Consider the following 21,264-nt stretch of genomic DNA (forward strand, 5'->3'; position numbering starts at 1 on the left):
CGGTGGGTCAGCCGCCCGCCGTCAGGGCGATCCCCAACGGGGTCCGCTCGTAGAACACCTGATGTCCGTGCCGGCGCGGGGTCAGCAGACCGGCGTCGCGCAGCACGGACAGGTGCGCCGAGACGGACGACGGTGCCAGCCCCAGGCGGCTTGCCAGCGCCGTCGTGGTCGACGGTGCGTCCAGTGCGGCCAGGACGGCGGCGCGGTTCGCCCCGAGCAGCCGGGTCAGAGCCGGTCCCGCCTCCGGCTCGGTCCACAGGCCGCCGATCCCGCGCGCCGGATAGATCACGGTCGGCTGCCACGGCGGATCGAAGCCGCTCACCACGTCCGGCCACACGAAGACGCTCGGCAGCAGCAGCACCCCGCGGCCCTCCAGGTCCTGCATCTGGACGAAGTCGATCCGCGTGCGCACCGTGAGCGTGTCGCCCGACCAGGACACCCGCGGATGCAGATCGGCGAACAGCCGCTGCAACCCGCCGCCCGCCAACTGGTGCGACCGGTAGGCGATCTCGGCCTCCAACAGCGCCCGCAGCCGCGGCCAGTCCGGCGCGAGCAGCGCCCGCCAGGCCCGCTCGGTGGTGTCGGCCAGTTCGTGGATCGCGCGCGCCGGGTCGGCCAGCGCCGCACGGCCCCGCTCCGACTCCAGCGCCCCCGGCGTGCACGCCAACGACTTGGCCATCTCGGCCCGGGCCAGCGCCGGGTCGGTGGCGCGCAGCCGCGCCAGCTCCTCGTCGAAGTCGGCCATCGGGGTGTCCGGCGGGCGGCCCAGGAAGTCCGGTGTGTACCCGGGCGACGGCGACGGCATGAACAGCCACAGCGGCGAGAGGTCCAGGCCCGCCAGCGCCGTGCGCATCCGCCGCAGCCACGGGGTGTGGTAGCCGTGCCGATCGGCGCGCCGCAGGGTCCGTACCGCCTCATGGGTCTCGCACAGCGGCGAGACGGCGAACCGGATGCGGAGCAGGTCGTCGGCGCCGAAGTGCAGATGCAGCGGCATGGGCGCGGGCCCTCCTCCCCCAGGATTCGGCTGCAACCGAAAGACTACGGGGCGGACGCGGCACCAGACAGGCTGCCGCCATGTCCTCGACCGCCGGGCCCGTACCGCCGGGCCATACGTCCGCCTGCCCCGATCCGGGGGGTGCCGTCGACGCCGGACCGGACCGCGCCGCCGGCTACCGAGCCGTCTTCGCCGTCCCCGAGTTCCGGTATGTCTTCGTCGCGCACCTGCTCTCCTCCCTCGGCGTGGTCGTCTGCGAGATCGCACTGTCCGTCCTGGTCTTCCGGCTGACCGACTCGCCGTTGCTGAGCGCCCTGACGTTCGCGCTGGGGCTGTTGCCGTACGTCGTCGGCGGGACGCTGCTGTCCGCGGTCGCCGACCGCTACCCGGCCCGCCGGGTGCTGGTCGGCTGCGACGCGCTGTGCGCGCTGGCCGCCGCGGGGCTTCTCGTGCCGGGCACGCCGGTCGCCGTGCTGCTCGCCCTGCGCTGTGTCATCGCCGCCGTCGCGCCGGTCTTCGCCGGTACCCGTGCCGCGACGCTGGGGGACGTCCTCGGGGAGGGCGACCTGTTCGTCCTGGGCCGCTCGGTGATCCGCATCGTCAACCAGAGCGCGCAGCTGGCCGGCTTCGGGGCCGGCGGCCTGCTGCTGGCCGTGGCGTCCCCGACCGCGGTGCTCGCCCTCACCGCCGCGACCTTCACCGCCTCGGGCCTGCTGCTGTGGCTGGGGACCCGGGCCCGGCCGGCGCGCGACGGGGCCCGCGGTCAGGCGCCGGGGGCGCTGCTGGGTGACTCGTTGGGCGGCGTCCGGCGGCTGTGGGCCGACCGCCGGGTACGGGCGCTGCTGCTGCTGACCTGGCTGCCGCCGACGTTCGTCGTCATCCCGGAGGCGCTGCTGGTCCCCTACGCCGACCGGCTCGGCGTCGGCCCGGCCGGCGCGGGGCTGCTGATGTGCAGCATGCCCGTCGGCGCGGTGCTCGCGGAGGGCCTGGTCGGCTCGTTCCTCGGCCCGCGGGGCCGGAGCCGGCTCACCTTCCCCCTGGGCGTCTTCGCGGTGCTGCCCTCCCTCGGCTTCGCCGCCGAGCCCTCGCTCGGCTGGGCGATGTTGCTGCTGGTGCTGACCGGCACCGGCATCGCGTACAACTTCGGTGTCGACCGGTGGTTGGTCGCCGCGATCCCCGAGCAGCAGCTGGGACGGGCGATGACGCTGACGCAGGCCGGGCGGATGACGCTGATGGGCCTGGCGATGGGCGCGGCCGGCATCGCGGCGGAGTGGGTGCCGCTGCGGGTCGTGATGCCGGCGGGCGGGGTGGTGGGGGCGGTGTGCGTCCTGGCGGTGATCGCCGAGGTGCGGCGCACCCGGGGCGGCCACCGGGCGCCGGCCGGCACCGCACCGAGGGCCGGCCGGGGCGCGCCCGGTGGACCCGTGGCGACCGAAAAATGAGACACGGCTGACCACAATATGACCGCCGGGTAGGGTCAAAGGCGTGTCGAAGCCGCTCAGCCTTGCTTTCGATCCCATCGCCCGCGCCGACGAGCTCTGGCGGCAGCGGTGGGGTGCCGTGCCCTCGATGGCCGCGATCACCTCGATCATGCGCGCCCATCAGATCCTGCTCTCCGAGGTGGACGCCGTGGTCAAGCCGTACGGGCTGACCTTCGCGCGCTACGAGGCGCTGGTGCTGCTGACCTTCTCCAAGGCCGGTGAGCTGCCGATGTCGAAGATCGGCGAGCGGCTGATGGTGCACCCCACGTCGGTGACGAACACCGTCGACCGGCTGGTGAGGTCCGGGCTCGTCGCCAAGCGGCCCAACCCCAACGACGGGCGGGGCACCCTCGCCTCGATCACCGAGAAGGGGCGCGAGGTGTGCGACGCCGCGACCCGCGACCTGATGGCGATGGACTTCGGGCTGGGCGCGTACGACGACGAGGAGTGTGCGGAGATCTTCGCGATGCTGCGGCCGCTGCGGGTGGCGGCCGAGGATTTCAAGGACATGTAGCGGGGCGACCCGGCCTTCGCGGGGCCGTCCGACACCCGCGGGGGGCGGTGAAGATCGCCCCGGAACGGGTGGTTACGCTCTGGGGCATGAAGCGAAGCGTCCTGACCCGTTACCGGGCGATGGCCTACATCACCGCCGTGATGCTGCTGGTGCTCTGCACGTGCATGGTTTTCAAGTACGGCTTCGGGATGGGCAAGGACCTCACCCTGGTCGTCTCGCAGATCCACGGCGTGCTCTACATCATCTACCTGGTCTTCGCCTTCGACCTGGGCTCCAAGGCCAAGTGGCCGTTCGGCAAGCTGCTGTGGGTGCTGGTGTCCGGCACGATCCCCACCGCGGCGTTCTTCGTGGAGCGCCAGGTCGTGCGGGAGGTCGAGCCGCTGATCGCCGGTGACGCTCCGGAGCCGGTCAAGGTCTGACGACGGCCCGGCGGCCGTCGCCCCCCTGCTCCCACGCGCCCGTCCCTCCTGGGGACGGGCGCGTTTGCGTTGCCCGGACGGGCCGGCGCGCCGCCCGGACGGCTCCGGCGGCCCCGCTACCCACCGTGACACTCGCGCGTCACCGGCGTTCTCCCGTCGACAAGTACTAGGACGTCCTAGTAAATTCGGGGGTATGGACGCTGACGCGATCGAGAAGGGGCGCCTTCGCTGGCAGGCCCGGTACGACGCGGCCCGCAAGCGGGACGCGGACTTCACCACGCTCTCGGGCGATCCCGTCGACCCGGTGTACGGTCCCCGGCCCGGGGACGCGTACGAGGGCTTCGAGCGGATCGGCTGGCCGGGCGAGTACCCGTTCACCCGGGGTCTTCATCCGACCGGCTACCGGGGGCGGACCTGGACGATCCGCCAGTTCGCCGGCTTCGGCAACGCCGAGCAGACCAACGAGCGCTACAAGATGATCCTGAAGGCGGGCGGGGGCGGCCTCTCCGTCGCCTTCGACATGCCGACCCTCATGGGCCGCGACTCCGACGACCCGCGCTCGCTCGGCGAGGTCGGGCACTGCGGCGTCGCCATCGACTCGGCCGCCGACATGGAGGTCCTCTTCAAGGACATCCCGCTCGGTGACGTGACGACCTCCATGACGATCAGCGGCCCCGCCGTCCCGGTCTTCTGCATGTACCTCGTCGCCGCCGAGCGGCAGGGCGTCGACCCGTCCGTCCTCAACGGCACGCTCCAGACGGACATCTTCAAGGAGTACATCGCCCAGAAGGAGTGGCTCTTCCAGCCCGAGCCGCACCTGCGCCTCATCGGCGACCTGATGGAGCACTGTGCGCAGGGCATCCCCGCGTACAAGCCGCTGTCGGTCTCCGGCTACCACATTCGCGAAGCGGGGGCCACCGCCGCGCAGGAGCTCGCGTACACCCTGGCGGACGGCTTCGGGTACGTCGAACTGGGGCTCAGCCGCGGCCTGGACGTCAACACCTTCGCGCCGGGCCTGTCCTTCTTCTTCGACGCCCATGTCGACTTCTTCGAGGAGATCGCCAAGTTCCGGGCGGCGCGCAGGATCTGGGCCCGCTGGATGCGCGACGTGTACGGCGCGACGAGCGAGAAGGCGCAGTGGCTGCGGTTCCACACCCAGACCGCGGGCGTCTCGCTGACCGCCCAGCAGCCGTACAACAACGTCGTACGGACCGCCGTCGAGGCCCTGGCGGCCGTCCTGGGCGGCACCAACTCCCTGCACACCAACGCCCTGGACGAGACCCTCGCCCTGCCCAGCGAGCAGGCCGCGGAGATCGCCCTGCGCACCCAGCAGGTGCTGATGGAGGAGACCGGCGTCGCCAACGTCGCGGACCCGCTGGGCGGTTCGTGGTTCGTCGAGCAGCTGACGGACCGCATCGAGGCGGACGCCGAGAAGATCTTCGACCAGATCAAGGAGCGCGGCACCCGGGCGGTGCGCGACGGCCGGCACCCGATCGGCCCGATCACCTCCGGCATCCTGCGCGGCATCGAGGACGGCTGGTTCACCGGCGAGATCGCCGAGTCCGCCTTCCAGTACCAACAGGCCCTGGAGAAGGGCGAGAAGAAGGTCGTCGGCGTCAACTGCCACGAGGGCTCGGTCACCGGCGACCTGGAGATCCTGCGGGTCAGCCACGAGGTCGAACGGGAGCAGGTCCGGGTCCTGGCGGCCCGCAAGGCGGCCCGCGACGACGCCCGGGTACGCACCGCACTGGACGACATGCTCACCGCGGCCCGCAACGGCGGCAACATGATCGAGCCGATGCTGGAGGCCGTCCGCGCCGAGGCGACCCTGGGCGAGATCTGCGGGGTGCTGCGCGACGAGTGGGGGGTCTACACGGAGCCGGCGGGCTTCTGACGCGAAGGAACGCGAAGGGAACAGCCGCTGCCCGCCGGCGGCCGCGCCGAGCGGTACGGCGTCCCGCCCCGCCCTACGGCCGCGGCGTCGGCATCCGCAGCCGGAACAGCGCACCGCCGCCCGGTGCCCGTTCCGCGGTGAGGTCGGCGCCGTGGGCGCGGGCGATCTGGCGGGCCATGGCGAGGCCCAGGCCGGAGCCGGGGAGGGCACGGGCGGACTCGGCGCGGTAGAAGCGGTCGAAGACGTGGGGGAGGTCTTCGGCCGCGATGCCGGGGCCGTGGTCGCGGACGGTCAGCTCCAGGGCGTCCGGGGCGACGGTGAGTTCGGTGTCCACCGGACCGCCGGGCGGGGAGAACTTGGCGGCGTTGTCGAGGAGGTTGGTCAGCAGCCGGGTGAGCCGGGCCGGGACGCCCGGGACGGCCACCTCGGCGGCGGCCGGGTCGACGGCGGCGGTGAAGGCGATCTCCGGCCAGTGTCCGCGGGCCGCGCCCACCGCGTGCTCCAGGAGGGCCGCCGGGCGTACCTGTTCGACCAGCGGCTGGGGCTCCTCGTCGCGGGCCAGCTCGATGAGGTCGTTGACCAGGGTGGTGACCTCGCGCAGCTGACGGCCCAGGGCCGCGGCGGCGCGGTCGCGCTGGGCGTCGGTCAGCCGGTCGGCGCGGGCCAGGAGTTCGGCGTTGGTGCGCAGCGCGGTCAGCGGGGTGCGCAGCTCGTGGGAGGCGTCGGCGACCAGCCGGCGCTGGGCGGTGACGGACTGTTCGAGCGCGCCGAGCATGGTGTTGAAGGTGGTGGCGAGGCGGGTGACCTCGTCCTCGCGGCCGGGCGGTCCGGCGGGCAGGGCGATGCGGTGGCGGGGGTCGCGGGTGGCGGCGATCCGCTCCGCGGTGGCGGTCAGCCGGGCGACCGGGGCCAGGCCCGTCCGGGAGACCCAGTAGCCGAGTGCGGCGGCCAGCAGGATGCCGATGGCGCCGACCGCGGACAGCGCCCAGGCGGCGTGCCGTACGCCGCGCTCGACGGTGTCCGAGCGGAGCGCCACCTGGAGTGCCTCGTGCCGGCCGGGCCGGTGGGTGGTGTACATCAGGACGGGCTGCCCGGCGACCGTGAGCGTGCTGTAGTACGGGGTCTGCCGGCCGGCGGCGACCGCGCGGGTGGCCGCGCCGACCGGCAGGACGCGGTAGCCGCCGCGCGGGTCCTTCGACGGGTCGGCGGAGACGATCTGGACACAGGTGACGGCCTGGAACTTGCAGGACGCGTCGCTCACGGTCGGGCCCCAGTTGCGGGTGTGCTGGGTGAGCTGGATGGACGTCTGTGCCAGGTTGAGTTCGAGCTGACGGACCAACTGGTAGCGGATGATGGCGAAGGCGGCGGCGCAGACGCCGAGCGCCACCACCGTCACCGCGGCGGAGGCGGCCAGCGCGAGGCGGGTGCGCAGGGGCCGGCGGCGGCGCCAGCGGGCGCCCAGGCCGCGGGTGCCGGTCACCGGCCCTCCGCGTGGTCCAGGCGGTAGCCGATGCCGTGCACGGTGTGGACGAGCCGGGGCTCGCCGCCCGCCTCCAGCTTCCGGCGGAGGTAACCGATGTACACCGCGAGGGAGTTGGAGTCCGGGCCGAAGTCGCGGCCCCAGACCCGCTCCAGGATCATCTCGCGCGGCAGCACCTGGCCCGGGTGCAGCAACAGCAGCTCCAGCAGCGCCCATTCGGTGCGGCTGAACTCCACCGGGCGGCCGGCCCGGTGGCCGCTGCGGGTCACCGGATCGACGACCAGGTCGTCGAAGCCGAGGCTGGTGTCCTCGACGGCGCTGAGCGAGGCGCGCCGCAGCAGGGCCCGGATCCGGGCCACCAGCTCGTCCAGGGCGAACGGCTTGACCAGGTAGTCGTCGGCGCCGGCGTCGAGCCCGTCCACCCGGTCGCTGACCGAGTCCAGCGCGGTCAGCACGAGGATGGGGGTGCGGTCGTCCAGGGCGCGCAGCCGGCGGCAGACGGCCAGGCCGTCCAGGACGGGCATCATCACGTCCAGTACGACGGCGTCCGGCTGCCAGGCGGCGATCTCGGAGAGGGCGGCCAGGCCGTCGGCGGCGCCGCGTACCGCGTACCCCTCCACGGCGAGGCCGTCCTCCACGGCGGCGCGGACCTCCGGTTCGTCGTCCACGACGAGGATTCTGGGGGCCGGGGTGGTTCCCGGCGCGGGCGGCTTGGAGAGCGGCATGGACATAGGCTGCCAAACACCTGTCTTAGAACGTTCTTAGTGCGTATCGCGAGCGTGGCGGCCATGCGCACACCACTCTCGGTCGTGATCGGTGCGGGCGGCACCGGCGGCCACATCTATCCCGGACTCGCCCTCGCCGACGCGCTCCGCCGGGCCGTGCCCGATGCGGTGATCTCCTTCGTCGGGACCGAACGCGGTCTGGAGACGCGGTTGATCCCGCGGGCCGGATACCGGCTGCACACCGTCGACATGATCCCCTTCGACCCCTCGCTCGGCGCCCGACGCTATCTGCTGCCGGCCGCACTGCTGAAGTCGGGTGCCCAGTGCCGGGCGATCCTCCGGGAGCAGCGGGCCCAGGTCGCGGTCGGCATGGGCGGCTACCCCAGTGCCCCGGTGATCGTCGGGGCGCGGCTGGCCGGGCTGCCGAGCCTGATCCACGAGTCCAACGCGGTGCCCGGGCGGGCCAACAAGTTCGCCGCCCGGCTCACCCCGCACCTCGCCCTCGCCTTCGACCGCAGCCGGGAGCACCTGGTCGGCGGTGAACGGGCCGAGACGGTGGGGATGCCGCTGGTCGGTCCGCTGGCCGAGTTGGACCGCCCGGCCCTGCGGCCGGCGGCCCGGCAGGCGCTGGGCGTCCCGGACGGCGCCAAGCTGCTGCTGGTCAACGGCGGGAGCCTGGGCGCCGCCCGGCTGACCGCGGCGGCGGTGGGACTGGCCGCCCGCTACCGGTCGCGGTCGGACCTGCGGCTGCTGATCAAGACCGGCCCCGCGGCCCTGGAGGAGACCCGGGCGCTGCTGGCCGCCAACGGCGGGGCGGCGGTGGCCGAGGCCGTGCCGTACCTGGACCGGATGGACCTGGCCTACGCCGCCGCCGATCTGGTGGTGTGCCGGGCCGGTTCGGCGACCGTCGCCGAGCTCGCCACGATCGGGATGCCGGCGGTCCTGGTGCCGTATCCGCATGCGCCCGGCGACCACCAGACGCACAACGCACGGGTGCTCTCCGACGCCGGGGCGGCGGTGCTGCTGCCCGACGCGGAGACCTCGGCCGAGCGGTTGGAGGCGCTGGTCGGCCCGCTGCTCGCGGATCCCGGCCGGCTCGCCGCGATGGGCGCGGCCGCCGACCCCGGCACCCATGCCCGGGCCGCCGATCTGCTGGCCGCCAAGGCGCTGTCGCTGGCCGGCCACCCACTCGCCAACCACCTGCACACACACCTGAAGGAGTCAGCATGAGCAACAACACACAAGCGTGGGCGGGCCGCCGGGTCCTGGTCACCGGGGCCGAGGGTTTCATCGGCTCGACCCTGGTCGACCTGCTGGTCGAGGCCGGCGCCGAGGTGCGTGCCTTCGTGCACTACAAGCCGTACGCGGAGAAGGGCAACCTGGCGCGCTACCTGCGGCCGGGCGGTGAGGTCGAGATGCTCGCCGGGGACGTCCGGGACGCGGGGCGGGTGGCGGACGCGGTCGCGGGCTGCGACACGGTCTTCCACCTGGCCGCGCTGATCGGGATCCCGTACAGCTACGACTCGCCGGGCGCCTATGTGCAGACGAACGTGGTGGGTACCGAGAACGTCGCGGAGGCCTGCCGCCGGCACGCCGTGCGGCGGCTGGTGCACACCTCCACCAGCGAGGTCTACGGGACCGCGCTGACCGCGCCGATCGCCGAGGACCACCCGCTGCAACCGCAGTCGCCGTACTCCGCCTCGAAGATCGGCGCGGACATGATGGCGCTGTCGCACTGGCACGCGTTCGAGCTGCCGGTGACGGTCGTCCGGCCGTTCAACACCTACGGGCCCCGGCAGTCCGCGCGCGCCGTGATCCCCACCATTCTGGCCCAACTCCACGCCGGCGCCCGGCAGATCAAGCTGGGCTCGCTCACCCCGACCCGGGACTTCACCCACGTCACGGACACCGCGGCCGGCTTCCTGGCGATGGCCGACTGCGACCGGGCGCTGGGGCAGGTCGTCAACCTCGGCAGCGGGCGGGAGATCGCCATCGGGGCGCTCGCCGAGGCGCTGATAGCCGCCTCGGGCCGGGACGCGGAGGTGGTCGTCGACCCGGCGCGGCTGCGGCCCTCGGGCAGCGAGGTGGAGCGGCTGCTGTCGGACAACTCCCGGGCGCGGGAGTGGGCGTCGTGGCGGCCCGAGGTCTCGCTGGAGGACGGCCTGAAGCGGACGTCGGCGTGGGTCGCGGAGCATCTGCACCTCTTCGCGCCCGACCGGTACCAGGTCTGAGCCGCGCCGGGGCCCGGGCGGTCGTGCGCCCGGGCCCCGCGCCACGTCAGGTCGGGTCCCCCAGACCGGCCAGGCCGGTGAGGAAGAGGGCGGTGAAGTCCCGGCCCCAGTCGGTGTCCACGGGTTCGCCGCTGACCAGGGTACGGTGCACGATCGCGCCGGCGATCACATCGAAGATCAGGTCCATGTTGCGGGTGGCGGCCCGCTCGCCGTCCGTGCCGGGGGCGTCCGGTGGCAGCTCACCGCGCGCCTGGGCCCGCGAGCGCCCCAGCAGCACCAGCCGCTTCTGGCGGTCGACGATCGCCGAGCGGATCCGTTCGCGCAGCGCCTCGTCGGTGGTGGACTCGGCGACCACCGCCATCAGCGCCGTCTTGGTCTCCGGTCGGGCCAGCAGTGCGCCGAACTGGAGCACCACGCCCTCGATGTCGGCCCGCAGACTGCCCCGGTCGGGGAGTTCGAGCTCGTCGAAGAGGACCGCCACGGCGTCCACCACCAGCTCGTTCTTGTTGGCCCAGCGGCGGTAGAGGGTGGTCTTGGCGACCCCCGCGCGGGCCGCCACCTCGCTCATGGTCAGCCGCCCCCAGCCCACGTCGACGAGCGCGGCACGGGTGGCGCAGAGGATCGCATGATCGGTCTCGGCGCTGCGCGGGCGGCCCGTGCGGCCTTTCCGGGGGCTGGCGGAGTGGTGCATGCGGGCGACCATACCGGCGAGTACGGCGGGTGCCGCCCGTGAGGGAGATCACTCCGTGTCGGGCGGGAACCGGTTGTCGCGCGGGGGAGACACCGAGTTACGCTACGGGTCGTAGCGTAAAAGCGACGACCACAGGCCGTGGGTGGGGACCCATGGCCACCGACCACGGCCCCTCGGGGCCCTCGCAGTACCGATCACCGCGCCACCACTCGTCGATTGTGCCGCTGACCGCATCGCTTTCCGGAACGCTTTTCGGAACGGACCGCCCAGGGGGGAGGATGGACCCATGCAGCCACGCAATATGTCCATGAGTGGAGTAGTCGACCTCGCCGCGGTGAAGGCGGCCGGCGAAGCCAAGCAGAAGGCGGAGCAGGCGCGGGCCGAGGCCGCCCGCACGGGCCGGGCCCCCGCGAGCGGTGCCCGCCTGGTGTACGACGTCGACGAGGCGGGGTTCCAGCAGGACGTCCTCCAGCGCTCCACCGAGGTCCCGGTCGTCATCGACTTCTGGGCCGAGTGGTGCGAGCCGTGCAAGCAGCTGGGCCCGCTGCTGGAGCGTCTCGCGAACGAGTACGCCGGCAAGTTCGTGCTGGCCAAGATCGACGTCGACAGCAACCAGATGCTGTTCCAGCAGTTCGGGGTGCAGGGCATCCCGGCGGTCTTCGCGGTGGTCGCGGGCCAGCCGATCCCGCTGTTCCAGGGCGCGGCCCCGGAGGCGCAGATCCGGCAGGTGCTCGACCAGCTGGTGCAGGCCGCCGAGCAGCAGTTCGGCATCGTGGGCGCGCCGGTCGACCCGGCCGCCGCGGGCGAGGCGGCGGCCGAGGCGCCGGCGCCGGCCGGTCCGTACGACGCCCTGCTGGAGGCCGCCAGCCAGGCGCTGGACGCCGGGGATCTGGGCGGTGCCGTCCAGGCGTACAAGAACGTGCTCTCCGACGACCCGGCCAACGAGGAGGCCAAGCTCGGCCTCGCCCAGGCCGAGTTGCTGCGCCGGGTCCAGGACCTGGACCCGCAGACCGTGCGCAAGGAGGCGGCGGACGCCCCGACCGATGTCCCGGCGCAGATCCGTGCCGCGGACCTCGACCTGGTCGGCGGCCACGTGGAGGACGCGTTCGGCCGGCTGGTCGACACGGTGAAGCGGACGGTCGGTGACGACCGGGAGGCCGCGCGGGTGCGCCTGCTGGAGTTGTTCGAGGTCATCGGGGCGGAGGACCCGAGGGTGACGGCGGCCCGTACCGCCCTTGCCAGGGTGCTGTTCTGACCCGCTGTCGTACGAGGCGCCCGGTTGCGACCTGTACGACCTCCGTGAGTTGACCGAACAAACGAAACCGCGGCCACGTTTTGCCAAAACTTGGTAAACGTGGCCGCTGTTACTTGGAGTAAGACTTAGCGGTCCCCTTGCGGCATTCTGTCCGCAATTGCCGCATGTTCGTTCGCTGTCAGCGACGACCCTGAGTGGCCGGTCGATCTCGGTCCGTCGAACCTCGGTTATCAGGCCGTTACCCGCAAGTAACGAGCCCCTTGTGTACCGGCCGTGAATGGACCACGATCGGCGACGCTCGGTCCATTCCCGCAGCCCGGCATCCGGTCGGTGCAGCGGGGTACTTGGGTCCCCACCGAGTGGCCGGTGGCAGTTCCGCCGGCCGCGGACAGGGGGGTCTCTGCCCCATCCGGCAGGGCCTGTCCGGTGAGGTTGCGCGAGAGCGTGGCCAGTGGTTGTCGCTCGGGGGTGATCGCCGGTATTCGGAACACGATGTGCCTCCGAGAACGGGCGCTCTCCTTCCCGAGGACGTAGCACTTCTCCCATCCCAGGTACCGCCCTCCCTCACGGGGCGGCCGGTACCGGAGATGTACGTCCGAGAAGGAGGAAAGTCATGGAGTCCCTGGCTCGTGGCGGGACCAGATGGAAGCGGTTCGCCGTCGTCATGGTGCCCAGCGTCGCGGCGACCGCCGCGATCGGCGTCGCCCTCTCGCAGGGTGCGCTCGCGGCGTCGTTCAGCGTGTCCGGCCAGCAGTTCAAGGTCACTACCGACCGGCTGGACGGCACCGGCTTCGTCCAGTACGGAGCCATTGACGCCCAGAAGGGCGGCAAGCAGATCCCGGTGGCGGTCTCGGCGTTCTCCAGCGCCAAGATCAGGAACCTGTGCCAGTCGGTGGTCGTCCCGGTCCCGGTCTTCGGCGATGTGTCGCTGAAGCTGTCGGCCGGCGGCAACGGCACGCCGGTGGAGGCCAAGAACCTCTACATCGACCTCGACCAGCTCGATGCGGACGCGACCTTCAACAACATCAACATCGGTGTTGCCGCGGGCTCGACGTCCAAGGGTCCGGGCATCCAGAAGGGCGACAAGGCCGACCCCGGCTCGTTCGCCCAGGAGGCCGACTCGGCCGTGCTCACCCACGTCAAGCAGCAGGCGTGGGCCACCACTGCCGGCACGTTCAAGCTCAGCGGCCTCAAGATGAGCGTCGCCAAGGGCAAGAGCGAGTGCTTCTGACGCACTGAGCGTACGGGCGTGGGGCAGAGCCTGCGGTGACTGCGCCGTTCCCCGCGCCCGTACGCCGGGTAGCGCCATCCAGCACACCTCAGCACAGAACCACGATCTGCCAGTCCCGAGGAGCTGTACGACATGAGCGAGCCTCGCGAGCGAACTATCGATAGGTGCGCACCGCGCGCATGCAAGGCCGAGCGAAGCGAGGTTCCGGCATGAGCGCCGATACGCGACCGCAGCTGATCGAGACCGTCGGCCGGAAGCGCAGTTCGTTCCGGGAGTGGCGCGGACAACGCCCGTTCTGGGGCGGATTGCTGACTCTGCTGGCCGGCATCCCGATCATGTACATCCCTTACGCGAATCTCACGATCGGTTCCCTGACCGTCCGCATGGCGACCACCGCCGGCGCCGGCTCGCTGATCATCGGCGTACTGCTGGTCGTGCTCGGTCTCACCATGTGGTTCCAGCCGGCCTCGCGCGTCTTCGCGGGCGTGGCGGCGATCCTGCTCGCCCTGGTCTCCCTGGTCGTCTCGAACTTCGGCGCCTTCGGGTTCGGCTTCGTGTTGGGGCTGATCGGTGGCGCGCTGGGTGTGTCCTGGGCCCCGGGCAAGGCCATTGAGGGGGGTGATGACGCCGAGGAGCCGGCCCGCACCATCGCCGGCCCGGTCGTCGCCACGAACCCCGCACTGGCCGGACCCGGGTCGGGCGACGGACTGGACGACCTGTCAGGAAGCCCGATCAACGGAACGAACGGGAGGCACCGTGCCGGGTGACGAGCTGCACGAGGAGAGCGCAGCCGCCGGGGCGAGAACAGGGCCGAGGCACGCGGCGCCCAAGAAGCCGCTGCTGACTCGGCTGCATGTGCCCGCGGGCAAGGCGATAGCCATCGCCGCCATGCCGTCCGCCGTCCTCATGGGCATGGGGCTGACGCCCCAGATGGCGATCGCCAAGCCGGCGCCGCCCGAGAGCCCCTTCAAGGCCGGCCCCTGCGCCGCCGCCCCCGACAAGGCGGGCGGGCAGGACGCCAAGGCCAAGGACGGCGCGAAGGACACGAAGGGCACGGACAGCAGCAAGGACGCCGCCTCGCCATCCGCCACGCCGTCGGCCAAGCCCTCCGCCTCGCCGTCTCCGTCGCCGAGCAAGGAGGCGACGCAGCAGGCCCAGCCCGCGCCGTCCGCGTCCCAGAAGACCGAGGAGCCCGCCGACTCCGCGACCCCGTCGCCGTCGGCCTCTCCCGAGAAGAAGGACGACGGGGGCCTGCTGGGCGGCATCGGCGATGCCCTCGGTGGCCTGTTCGGGGGCGACAAGACCGAGGAGCCGTCGGCCTCGTCGAGCCCCTCGCCGTCCTCCTCCGCGACCAAGGACACCGCGACCCCCGCGCCCAAGGCCACATCCGAGGCCACGGACTCCGGGTCCGCCGTCGACAAGGTCACCGACCCGGTCAAGGACACCGTCGACCATGTGACGAACAACGGCGACGCGGCCAAGACGGTCAACGACACCGTCCACGGCGCCGTGGGCACGGCGGACAACGCGCTGCCCGGCGGCGGGCTGGACGGCAAGGACGCCGACGGCAAGAAGGCGTACCCCTGCGTCGTCGAGAACAAGCAGAAGGGCAAGGACGAGCAGGCGCCCGCCACCCTGCCCGACGACCCGTGGCACCTGGAGTCCAGCGGGCTCACCCTGCGCGGTCTGAACTACGAGGGCGTCGTCAACGTCACGACGCAGGGCGGCCACACCAAGCAGGCCCTGAAGTTCACCGCCGACAGCATCGACATCGGTGATCTCCACCAGATCGTCGACGATCCGGCGTCCGGCAAGAAGTACCACGTCCGGTCGACACCGGGGTCCACGTCCACCATCCGCGGCGGCAAGGTGACGCTGTACACCGAGCGGCTCCAGGGCAACCTCTTCGGTCTGATCCCGATCGTGTTCGACCCCGAGCACCCGCCGCCGCTCAACGTCCCCTACGCGTACTTCAGCAAGGTCAAGCTCGACCAGGCGGGCCAGTTCGGCGGGAATCTCACCGTCCCGGGCATGCACGTCACCATCGAGAACTGACCGGGGCGACCGCCCGGCAGAGCCTCTCCGGGAGCCGCACACGGAAGGCCCCGCTCCTCCGCGAGGAGGAGCGGGGCCTTCCGCATGTCGGGGGTGCGTCAGGCGCGCCCGCCGCCCAGGTGGTGCACCCGGACCATGTTGGTGGTGCCGGGGATGCCGGGGGGCGAACCGGCGGTGATGAGCATGGTGTCGCCCTTGCTGTAGCGCTTGAGCTTGAGCAGCTCGGCGTCGACCAGGTCGACCATCGCGTCGGTGTTGTCGACGTGCTCCACGACGAAGCTGTCCACGCCCCAGCTCAGCGTGAGCTGGTTGCGGGTGGAGGTGTCGGTGGTGAAGGCCAGGATCGGCTGGGTCGCGCGGTAGCGGGAGAGCCGGCGGGCGGTGTCACCGGACTTGGTGAACGCCACCAGCGCCTTGCCGTTGAGGAAGTCGGCCATCTCGCAGGCCGCCCGGGCCACCGCACCGCCCTGCGTCCGCGGCTTCTTGCCGGGCACCAGCGGCTGGAGGCCCTTGGAGAGCAGCTCCTCCTCGGCCGCCTCGACGATCTTGGACATCGTCTTGACGGTCTCGATCGGGTACTGGCCGACCGAGGACTCCGCGGAGAGCATTACCGCGTCGGCGCCGTCGAGGATGGCGTTGGCGACGTCGGAGGCCTCGGCGCGGGTCGGCCGCGAGTTGGTGATCATCGACTCCATCATCTGGGTCGCGACGATCACCGGCTTGGCGTTGCGGCGGCACAGCTCGATCAGCCGCTTCTGCACCATCGGGACCTTCTCCAGCGGGTACTCCACCGCCAGGTCGCCACGGGCCACCATGACCGCGTCGAAGGCCAGCACGACCTCCTCCATGTTGGCCACCGCCTGCGGCTTCTCCACCTTGGCGATGACCGGGACCCGGCGACCCACCTCGTCCATGACGCGGTGCACGTCCTGGACGTCCTTGGCGTCCCGGACGAAGGAGAGCGCGACCATGTCGCAGCCCAGCTTCAGGGCGAACTTGAGGTCCTCGATGTCCTTCTCGGACAGCGCGGGGACGTTCACCGCGGCGCCGGGCAGGTTGATGCCCTTGTGGTCGGAGATGACCCCGCCCTCGATGACGATGGTGCGCACCCGCGGGCCGTCGACCTCGACGACCTGGAGCGCGACGTTGCCGTCGTTGATCAGGACCGGGTCGCCCTTGGAGACGTCGCCGGGCAGACCCTTGTAGGTCGTTCCGCAGATGGTCTTGTCGCCGGGCACGTCCTCGGTGGTGATGACGAACTCGTCACCGCGCACCAGCTCCACCGGGCCGTCGGCGAAGGTCTCCAGGCGGATCTTGGGGCCCTGGAGGTCGGCCAGCACGCCGACCGCGCGGCCGGTCTCCTCGCAGGCCTTGCGGAGGCGGTGGTACCGCTCCTCGTGCTCCGGCTGGGTCCCGTGGCTCATGTTGAAGCGGGCCACGTTCATGCCGGCCTCGATCAGCGTCTTCAGCTTCTCGTAGGAGTCGACGGCGGGGCCCAGGGTGCAGACGATTTTGGAACGGCGCATGGCGGAATCCTATCGGTTTGTTTCAGAGCGGAATATTCCGGTAGGTGGAAACGCCAATGTCTAGGCGTTGACCAGGGCGTATGTCTGCTGGGCGATCTCCAGTTCCTCGTCGGTGGGCACCACGGCGACCGCGACCCGGGCGTAGTCGGGCGAGATCAACCGCGGCTCGTCGGACCGTACGGCGTTGAGCGAGGCGTCCACGGCCATGCCCAGCTCCTCCAGGCCCGCGATGGCGGCCTCGCGCACCGGGGCGGCGTTCTCGCCGACGCCCGCGGTGAAGGCGATCGCGTCCACCCGGCCGAGCACCGCGTAGTAGGCGCCGATGTACTTCTTCAGCCGGTGCACATAGATGTCGAAGGCGAGCCGGGCGCGCTGGTCGCCCTCGTCGATGCGGCGCCGGATCTCGCGCATGTCGTTGTCGCCGCAGAGCCCGATCAGCCCGCTCCTCTTGTTCAGCAGCACGTCGATCTCATCCGTCGACATCCCCGCCACCCGCTTGAGGTGGAAGGTCACCGCCGGGTCGATGTCACCGGAGCGGGTGCCCATGACCAGACCCTCCAGCGGCGTCAGGCCCATGGACGTGTCCACGCACCGCCCGCCCCGGACGGCGGACGCGGAGGCGCCGTTGCCCAGGTGCAGGACGATGACGTTGACCTCGGACGGGTCCTTGCCCAGCAGCGCCGCGGCCCTGCGGGACACATAGGCGTGCGAGGTGCCGTGGAAGCCGTAGCGGCGGATGCGGTGGGCGTCGGCGGTCTCCACGTCGATGGCGTAGCGGGCCGCGTACTCCGGCATCGTGGTGTGGAAGGCGGTGTCGAAGACCGCGACCTGCGGCAGGTCGGGGCGGAGCGCCTGGGCGGTCCGGATGCCGGTGATGTTGGCCGGGTTGTGCAGCGGGGCGACCGGCACCAGCCGCTCGATCTCCTTGAGCACGGCCTCGTCGATCACGGTCGGCGCGGTGAACTTCAGCCCGCCGTGCACCACCCGGTGCCCGATCGCGGCCAGCTGAGGGGAGTCCAGGCCCAGGCCGTCCGCGGCCAGCTCCGCCGCGACGGCCTTGAGCGCGGCCTCGTGGTCGGCTATCGCGCCCTCGGTCTCGCGCTTCACCCCGCCGGTGGCCAGCGGCGTGTGCGCCAGGCGCGAGGTCTCCTCGCCGATCCGCTCGACCAGACCGACGGCGAGCCGGGTGCCGTCCGCCATGTCGAGCAGCTGGTACTTCACCGACGAGGAACCGGAGTTGAGGACGAGGACGCGGGTGGCAGTGGCAGTCATGTAGCGCTTTCCGATGGGTGCGGGCGGGGGCGGGGGCTTCAGGCCGTGTGTCCGGCACCGGGCCGGGCGCCCTGTGCCTGGATGGCCGTGATGGCCACGGTGTTGACGATGTCCTGGACCAGGGCGCCGCGCGAGAGGTCGTTGACCGGCTTGCGCAGACCCTGGAGGACCGGGCCGACGGCGACCGCACCGGCCGAGCGCTGCACGGCCTTGTAGGTGTTGTTGCCGGTGTTGAGGTCCGGGAAGATCAGCACGGTGGCCTTGCCGGCCACGTCGGAGTCGGGGAGCTTGGTCTGCGCGACCGCCGCGTCCACCGCCGCGTCGTACTGGATCGGGCCCTCGACCAGCAGGTCGGGGCGGAGCTCACGGACGAGCTCGGTGGCCTTGCGGACCTTGTCGACGTCCGCGCCGGAGCCGGAGGTGCCGGTGGAGTACGACAGCATCGCGATCCGGGGCTCGACGCCGAACCGGGCGGCGGTGGTGGCCGACTGGATGGCGATGTCCGCGAGCTGCTCGGCGTCCGGGTCCGGGTTGACCGCGCAGTCACCGTAGACCAGGACGCGGTCGGCCAGGCACATGAAGAACACCGAGGAGACGATCTGGGCGCCCGGCTTGGTCTTGATGATCTCGAAGGCGGGCCGGATGGTGGCCGCGGTGGAGTGCACCGCACCGGAGACCATGCCGTCGGCCAGGCCCTCCTGGACCATCAGGGTGCCGAAGTAGGAGACGTCGGCGACCACGTCGTAGGCCAGCTCGTAGCTGACGCCCTTGTGGGCGCGGAGCTTGGCGTACTGCTCGGCGAACCGCTCGCGCAGTTCGGAGGTCTGGGGGTCGATGATCTGTGCGTCCGCCAGGTCGATGGCCAGGTCGGCGGCGCGCTTGCGGATCGCCTCCTCCTCGCCGAGCAGCGTCAGGTCGCATACGTCGCGGCGGAGCAGGACGTCGGCGGCGCGCAGCACCCGCTCCTCGGAGCCCTCCGGGAGGACCACCCGGCGGCGGCCGGCCCTGGAGCGCTCGATCAGCTCGTGCTCGAACATCATCGGGGTGACCCGGCCGGAGCGGGCGACCGAGATCCGGGCGGTCAGCTCCGCGGTGTCCACGTGCCGCTCGAACAGGCCGAGCGCGGTCTCCGCCTTGCGCGGCGAGGCGGCGTTCAGCTTGCCCTCGATGGCGAACAGCTCGGCCGCGGTCGGGAAGGAGCCGCCCGGTACGGAGACGACCGGGGTGCCGGGGGCCAGCCGGCTCGCCAGCGCCATGATGTCGGGGCCGGGCCGCTCGTCGAGGGTGAGCAGCACTCCGGCGATCGGCGGGGCGCCGGCGCTGTGCGCGGCGAGCGAGCCGATGACCAGGTCGGCCCGGTCCCCGGGGGTCACCACGAGGCAGCCCGGGGTGAGCGCCTGGAGGAAGGTCGGCAGCATGGCGCCGCCGAAGACGAAGTCGCGGGCGTCCCGGGCGAGCCCGGAGTCGTCGCCCAGCAGCACCTCCGCGCCGAGGGCGTGCACGATCTGGCCCACGGTCGGCGCGGAGAGCGAGCCGTCCTCGGGGAGCGCGTAGCAGGGCACCGGCAGTCGGGCCGAGAGCCGCTCGACGACCGCCGTGCGCAGCTCGGGGGCCACCCGGTTGACCACCACCGCGACGACGTCGCAGCCCAGCGACGTCAGGGCCCGGTGGGCGTTGCGGGCCTCGGCGCGTACGGATTCGGCCTCCTGCCCCTGGCCGCCGACGACAGTGATCACCGAGGCGCCGAATTCGTTGGCGAGCCGGGCGTTGAGGCTCAGCTCGTCCGGGAGGCTGGTGTCGGCGTAGTCCGATCCGAGGACCAGGACGTACTCGTAGTCTCTGGCCACGGCGTGGAAGCGGTCGACGAGCCGGGAGACCAGCTCGTCGGTGCCGCGCTCGGCCTGGAGCGCGGCGGCCTCCTCGTAGCCCATGCCGTAGACGGTGTCGGGGGACTGGGTGAGCCGGTAGCGGGCCCGCAGCAGATCGAAGAGCCGGTCGGGTCCGTCGTGTACCAGCGGGCGGAAGACGCCCACCCGGTCGACGTGGCGGGTCAGGAGCTCCATGACTCCCAGCTCGATGACCTGGCGGCCGTCGCCGCGGTCGATACCGGTCACGTACACGCTGCGCGTCACGCGTGCTCTCCGATCCATTCCGTTTCTGGCAAGGTCAAAATAAGCCGTTATTGCGGGTACGCCCCTCTTGACAATACCTGCGAGGGTGGCTAGGTCGCTCTCCGAGTCTTCGCTCCTTCCCCTGCCCGGTCCGGGCGGGAGTAGGGGTGGGGCGTGACGGAACCCACAGCCCGTCGGACCGTGAAACAATCGGACCGGGTCAGGAACCGACAGCGAGCACAGGAGACACAGCACGATGCGTATCGGAGTCCTCACCGCAGGCGGCGACTGCCCCGGCCTGAATGCTGTGATTCGGTCGGTCGTCCACCGGGCCCTCACCGGCCACGGCGACGAGGTCATCGGTTTCGAGGACGGCTTCGCCGGCCTGCTCGACGGCCGCTTCCGCAAGCTCGACCTCGAAGCGGTCAGCGGCATCCTCGCCCGCGGCGGCACCATCCTCGGCTCGTCCCGGCTGGAGCGCGCCCGGCTGCGCGAGGCGTGCGAGAACGCCAGGGACCACTCCAAGGACTACGGCATCGACGTCCTGATCCCGATCGGCGGCGAGGGCACCCTCACCGCCGCCCGGATGCTGTCGGACGTCGGACTGCCGGTCGTCGGTGTCCCCAAGACCATCGACAACGACATCTCCTCCACCGACCGCACCTTCGGCTTCGACACCGCCGTCGGCGTGGCCACCGAGGCGATCGACCGGCTCAAGACCACCGCCGAGTCGCACCAGCGGGTCATGGTCGTCGAGGTGATGGGCCGGCACGCGGGGTGGATCGCGCTGGAGTCCGGGATGGCCGGCGGCGCCCACGGAATCTGCCTGCCGGAGCGGGAGTTCGACGTCAGCGACCTGGTCAAGATGGTCGAGGAGCGGTTCGCCCGGGGCAAGAAGTTCGCGGTGATCTGCGTCGCCGAGGGCGCGCACCCGGCTCCCGGCACGATGGACTACGCGAAGGGCGCCATCGACCAGTTCGGCCACGAGCGGTTCTCCGGCATCGGCACCGCGCTCGCCCGCGAACTGGAGAAGCGCCTCGGCAAGGAGGCCCGTCCGGTCATCCTCGGCCACGTCCAGCGCGGCGGCACCCCCACCGCCTACGACCGGGTGCTCGCCACCCGCTTCGGCTGGCACGCCGTGGAGGCCGCGCACCGCGGCGACTTCGGCAGGATGACCGCGCTGCGCGGCACCGACATCGAGATGGTGCCGCTCGCCGAGGCGGTCACCGAACTCAAGACCGTGCCCACGTGGCGGATGGACGAGGCCGAGTCGGTCTTCTGACCGGGGCCCAAGGGGCCCGCCGAGACCACACAGCCCAAGCTCCTCTCGCACACGGAACAGGAGTGGTCGAGGAGACGCTGCTGTTCGCGCTCACCGCTGACGA

18 protein-coding genes are annotated in these 21,264 nt (G+C 71.8%); 11 read left to right on the forward strand and 7 right to left on the reverse strand.

Annotation, left to right across the window (positions count from 1 at the left end):
- Nucleotides 1-7: 7 nt before the first annotated feature.
- Nucleotides 8-994, reverse strand: a complete 987-nt coding sequence (locus tag AB0C96_RS18950) for a DUF5937 family protein (RefSeq protein ID WP_362918790.1) — start codon at nucleotides 992-994, stop codon at nucleotides 8-10.
- A gap of 80 nt (nucleotides 995-1,074) precedes the next feature.
- On the opposite strand from AB0C96_RS18950, the gene AB0C96_RS18955 reads away from it, so the two are divergent.
- The 4 genes from AB0C96_RS18955 to AB0C96_RS18970 all read left to right on the forward strand — a co-directional run bounded on the left by AB0C96_RS18955 (nucleotide 1,075) and on the right by AB0C96_RS18970 (nucleotide 5,302).
- Entirely contained in the window at nucleotides 1,075-2,436 is a 1,362-nt protein-coding gene (locus AB0C96_RS18955; RefSeq protein ID WP_362918791.1) for an MFS transporter, read from the forward strand.
- 43 nt (nucleotides 2,437-2,479) lie between these two features.
- Nucleotides 2,480-2,989 (forward strand): MarR family transcriptional regulator, encoded by a 510-nt coding sequence (locus AB0C96_RS18960; RefSeq protein WP_362918792.1) that lies wholly within the window; start codon nucleotides 2,480-2,482, stop codon nucleotides 2,987-2,989.
- An 86-nt stretch (nucleotides 2,990-3,075) separates the two neighbouring features.
- Entirely contained in the window at nucleotides 3,076-3,408 is a 333-nt protein-coding gene (locus AB0C96_RS18965; RefSeq protein WP_362918793.1) for a DUF3817 domain-containing protein, read from the forward strand.
- Nucleotides 3,409-3,601: 193 nt separating this feature from the next.
- The gene (locus AB0C96_RS18970) at nucleotides 3,602-5,302 is read left to right on the forward strand and encodes a methylmalonyl-CoA mutase family protein (protein ID WP_362918794.1); all 1,701 of its coding nucleotides are present in this window, start codon (nucleotides 3,602-3,604) and stop codon (nucleotides 5,300-5,302) included.
- A 73-nt stretch (nucleotides 5,303-5,375) separates the two neighbouring features.
- On the opposite strand, the gene AB0C96_RS18975 is transcribed toward AB0C96_RS18970, so the two are convergent.
- Nucleotides 5,376-6,782: a HAMP domain-containing sensor histidine kinase gene (locus tag AB0C96_RS18975; RefSeq protein WP_362918795.1), complete on the reverse strand. Its 1,407-nt coding sequence runs from the start codon at nucleotides 6,780-6,782 to the stop codon at nucleotides 5,376-5,378.
- Nucleotides 6,779-7,513: a response regulator transcription factor gene (locus AB0C96_RS18980; protein WP_362918796.1), complete on the reverse strand. Its 735-nt coding sequence runs from the start codon at nucleotides 7,511-7,513 to the stop codon at nucleotides 6,779-6,781. Before AB0C96_RS18980 ends, AB0C96_RS18975 begins: the two co-directional genes overlap by 4 nt.
- A gap of 57 nt (nucleotides 7,514-7,570) precedes the next feature.
- On the opposite strand from AB0C96_RS18980, the gene AB0C96_RS18985 reads away from it, so the two are divergent.
- Both AB0C96_RS18985 and AB0C96_RS18990 read left to right on the forward strand, forming a co-directional pair.
- Nucleotides 7,571-8,737, forward strand: a complete 1,167-nt coding sequence (locus AB0C96_RS18985) for a UDP-N-acetylglucosamine--N-acetylmuramyl-(pentapeptide) pyrophosphoryl-undecaprenol N-acetylglucosamine transferase (protein WP_362918797.1) — start codon at nucleotides 7,571-7,573, stop codon at nucleotides 8,735-8,737.
- Nucleotides 8,734-9,738: an SDR family NAD(P)-dependent oxidoreductase gene (locus tag AB0C96_RS18990; protein WP_362918798.1), complete on the forward strand. Its 1,005-nt coding sequence runs from the start codon at nucleotides 8,734-8,736 to the stop codon at nucleotides 9,736-9,738. The genes AB0C96_RS18985 and AB0C96_RS18990 overlap by 4 nt, the downstream gene beginning before the upstream one ends.
- 46 nt (nucleotides 9,739-9,784) lie before the next feature.
- Here AB0C96_RS18990 and AB0C96_RS18995 read toward each other — a convergent pair whose 3' ends face one another.
- Nucleotides 9,785-10,429, reverse strand: coding sequence for a TetR/AcrR family transcriptional regulator (locus AB0C96_RS18995; RefSeq protein ID WP_362918799.1), 645 nt, complete (start codon nucleotides 10,427-10,429; stop codon nucleotides 9,785-9,787).
- Between the two features lie 286 nt (nucleotides 10,430-10,715).
- Between AB0C96_RS18995 and AB0C96_RS19000 the strand changes: the two genes are divergently transcribed.
- From AB0C96_RS19000 to AB0C96_RS19015, 4 genes are all read left to right on the forward strand, one after another.
- Nucleotides 10,716-11,684 (forward strand): tetratricopeptide repeat protein, encoded by a 969-nt coding sequence (locus AB0C96_RS19000; protein ID WP_362918800.1) that lies wholly within the window; start codon nucleotides 10,716-10,718, stop codon nucleotides 11,682-11,684.
- 613 nt (nucleotides 11,685-12,297) lie between these two features.
- On the forward strand, nucleotides 12,298-12,915 hold the full coding sequence (locus AB0C96_RS19005) for a DUF6230 family protein (RefSeq protein WP_362918801.1): 618 nt from the start codon (nucleotides 12,298-12,300) through the stop codon (nucleotides 12,913-12,915).
- 209 nt (nucleotides 12,916-13,124) lie between these two features.
- On the forward strand, nucleotides 13,125-13,682 hold the full coding sequence (locus AB0C96_RS19010) for a DUF6114 domain-containing protein (RefSeq protein WP_362918802.1): 558 nt from the start codon (nucleotides 13,125-13,127) through the stop codon (nucleotides 13,680-13,682).
- A complete protein-coding gene (locus AB0C96_RS19015) occupies nucleotides 13,672-14,970 on the forward strand; it encodes a hypothetical protein (RefSeq protein WP_362918803.1) in 1,299 nt (432 codons plus the stop codon). Before AB0C96_RS19010 ends, AB0C96_RS19015 begins: the two co-directional genes overlap by 11 nt.
- A gap of 98 nt (nucleotides 14,971-15,068) precedes the next feature.
- Here AB0C96_RS19015 and pyk read toward each other — a convergent pair whose 3' ends face one another.
- The 3 genes from pyk to pta are packed head-to-tail and all read right to left on the reverse strand — an operon-like array spanning nucleotide 15,069 to nucleotide 19,900.
- Nucleotides 15,069-16,496, reverse strand: coding sequence for a pyruvate kinase (pyk, locus tag AB0C96_RS19020; RefSeq protein WP_362918804.1), 1,428 nt, complete (start codon nucleotides 16,494-16,496; stop codon nucleotides 15,069-15,071).
- A gap of 60 nt (nucleotides 16,497-16,556) precedes the next feature.
- Nucleotides 16,557-17,768 carry an acetate kinase gene (locus AB0C96_RS19025; RefSeq protein ID WP_362918805.1) on the reverse strand — a complete coding sequence of 404 codons (1,212 nt, stop codon included), beginning with the start codon at nucleotides 17,766-17,768 and terminating at the stop codon, nucleotides 16,557-16,559.
- A gap of 38 nt (nucleotides 17,769-17,806) precedes the next feature.
- Entirely contained in the window at nucleotides 17,807-19,900 is a 2,094-nt protein-coding gene (gene pta / locus AB0C96_RS19030; RefSeq protein WP_362918806.1) for a phosphate acetyltransferase, read from the reverse strand.
- A 235-nt stretch (nucleotides 19,901-20,135) separates the two neighbouring features.
- Between pta and AB0C96_RS19035 the strand changes: the two genes are divergently transcribed.
- A complete protein-coding gene (locus tag AB0C96_RS19035; protein WP_362918807.1) occupies nucleotides 20,136-21,161 on the forward strand; it encodes an ATP-dependent 6-phosphofructokinase in 1,026 nt (341 codons plus the stop codon).
- Nucleotides 21,162-21,264 lie beyond the last annotated feature (103 nt).

It is taken from the genome of Streptomyces sp. NPDC048506, assembly GCF_040651315.1.
GTDB lineage: Bacteria > Actinomycetota > Actinomycetes > Streptomycetales > Streptomycetaceae > Streptomyces.

Coding starts and splice junctions, on each gene's coding strand:
- AB0C96_RS18985 (WP_362918797.1), top strand. CDS start 7,571: ATGCGCACACCACTCTCGGTCGTGATCGGTGCGGGCGGCACCGGCGGC.
- pyk (WP_362918804.1), bottom strand. CDS start 16,496: ATGCGCCGTTCCAAAATCGTCTGCACCCTGGGCCCCGCCGTCGACTCC.
- AB0C96_RS18980 (WP_362918796.1), bottom strand. CDS start 7,513: ATGTCCATGCCGCTCTCCAAGCCGCCCGCGCCGGGAACCACCCCGGCC.
- AB0C96_RS18950 (WP_362918790.1), bottom strand. CDS start 994: ATGCCGCTGCATCTGCACTTCGGCGCCGACGACCTGCTCCGCATCCGG.
- AB0C96_RS18965 (WP_362918793.1), top strand. CDS start 3,076: ATGAAGCGAAGCGTCCTGACCCGTTACCGGGCGATGGCCTACATCACC.
- AB0C96_RS19000 (WP_362918800.1), top strand. CDS start 10,716: ATGCAGCCACGCAATATGTCCATGAGTGGAGTAGTCGACCTCGCCGCG.
- AB0C96_RS18970 (WP_362918794.1), top strand. CDS start 3,602: ATGGACGCTGACGCGATCGAGAAGGGGCGCCTTCGCTGGCAGGCCCGG.
- AB0C96_RS18995 (WP_362918799.1), bottom strand. CDS start 10,429: ATGCACCACTCCGCCAGCCCCCGGAAAGGCCGCACGGGCCGCCCGCGC.
- AB0C96_RS18955 (WP_362918791.1), top strand. CDS start 1,075: ATGTCCTCGACCGCCGGGCCCGTACCGCCGGGCCATACGTCCGCCTGC.
- AB0C96_RS19005 (WP_362918801.1), top strand. CDS start 12,298: ATGGAGTCCCTGGCTCGTGGCGGGACCAGATGGAAGCGGTTCGCCGTC.
- AB0C96_RS19035 (WP_362918807.1), top strand. CDS start 20,136: ATGCGTATCGGAGTCCTCACCGCAGGCGGCGACTGCCCCGGCCTGAAT.
- AB0C96_RS19010 (WP_362918802.1), top strand. CDS start 13,125: ATGAGCGCCGATACGCGACCGCAGCTGATCGAGACCGTCGGCCGGAAG.
- AB0C96_RS18990 (WP_362918798.1), top strand. CDS start 8,734: ATGAGCAACAACACACAAGCGTGGGCGGGCCGCCGGGTCCTGGTCACC.
- AB0C96_RS19025 (WP_362918805.1), bottom strand. CDS start 17,768: ATGACTGCCACTGCCACCCGCGTCCTCGTCCTCAACTCCGGTTCCTCG.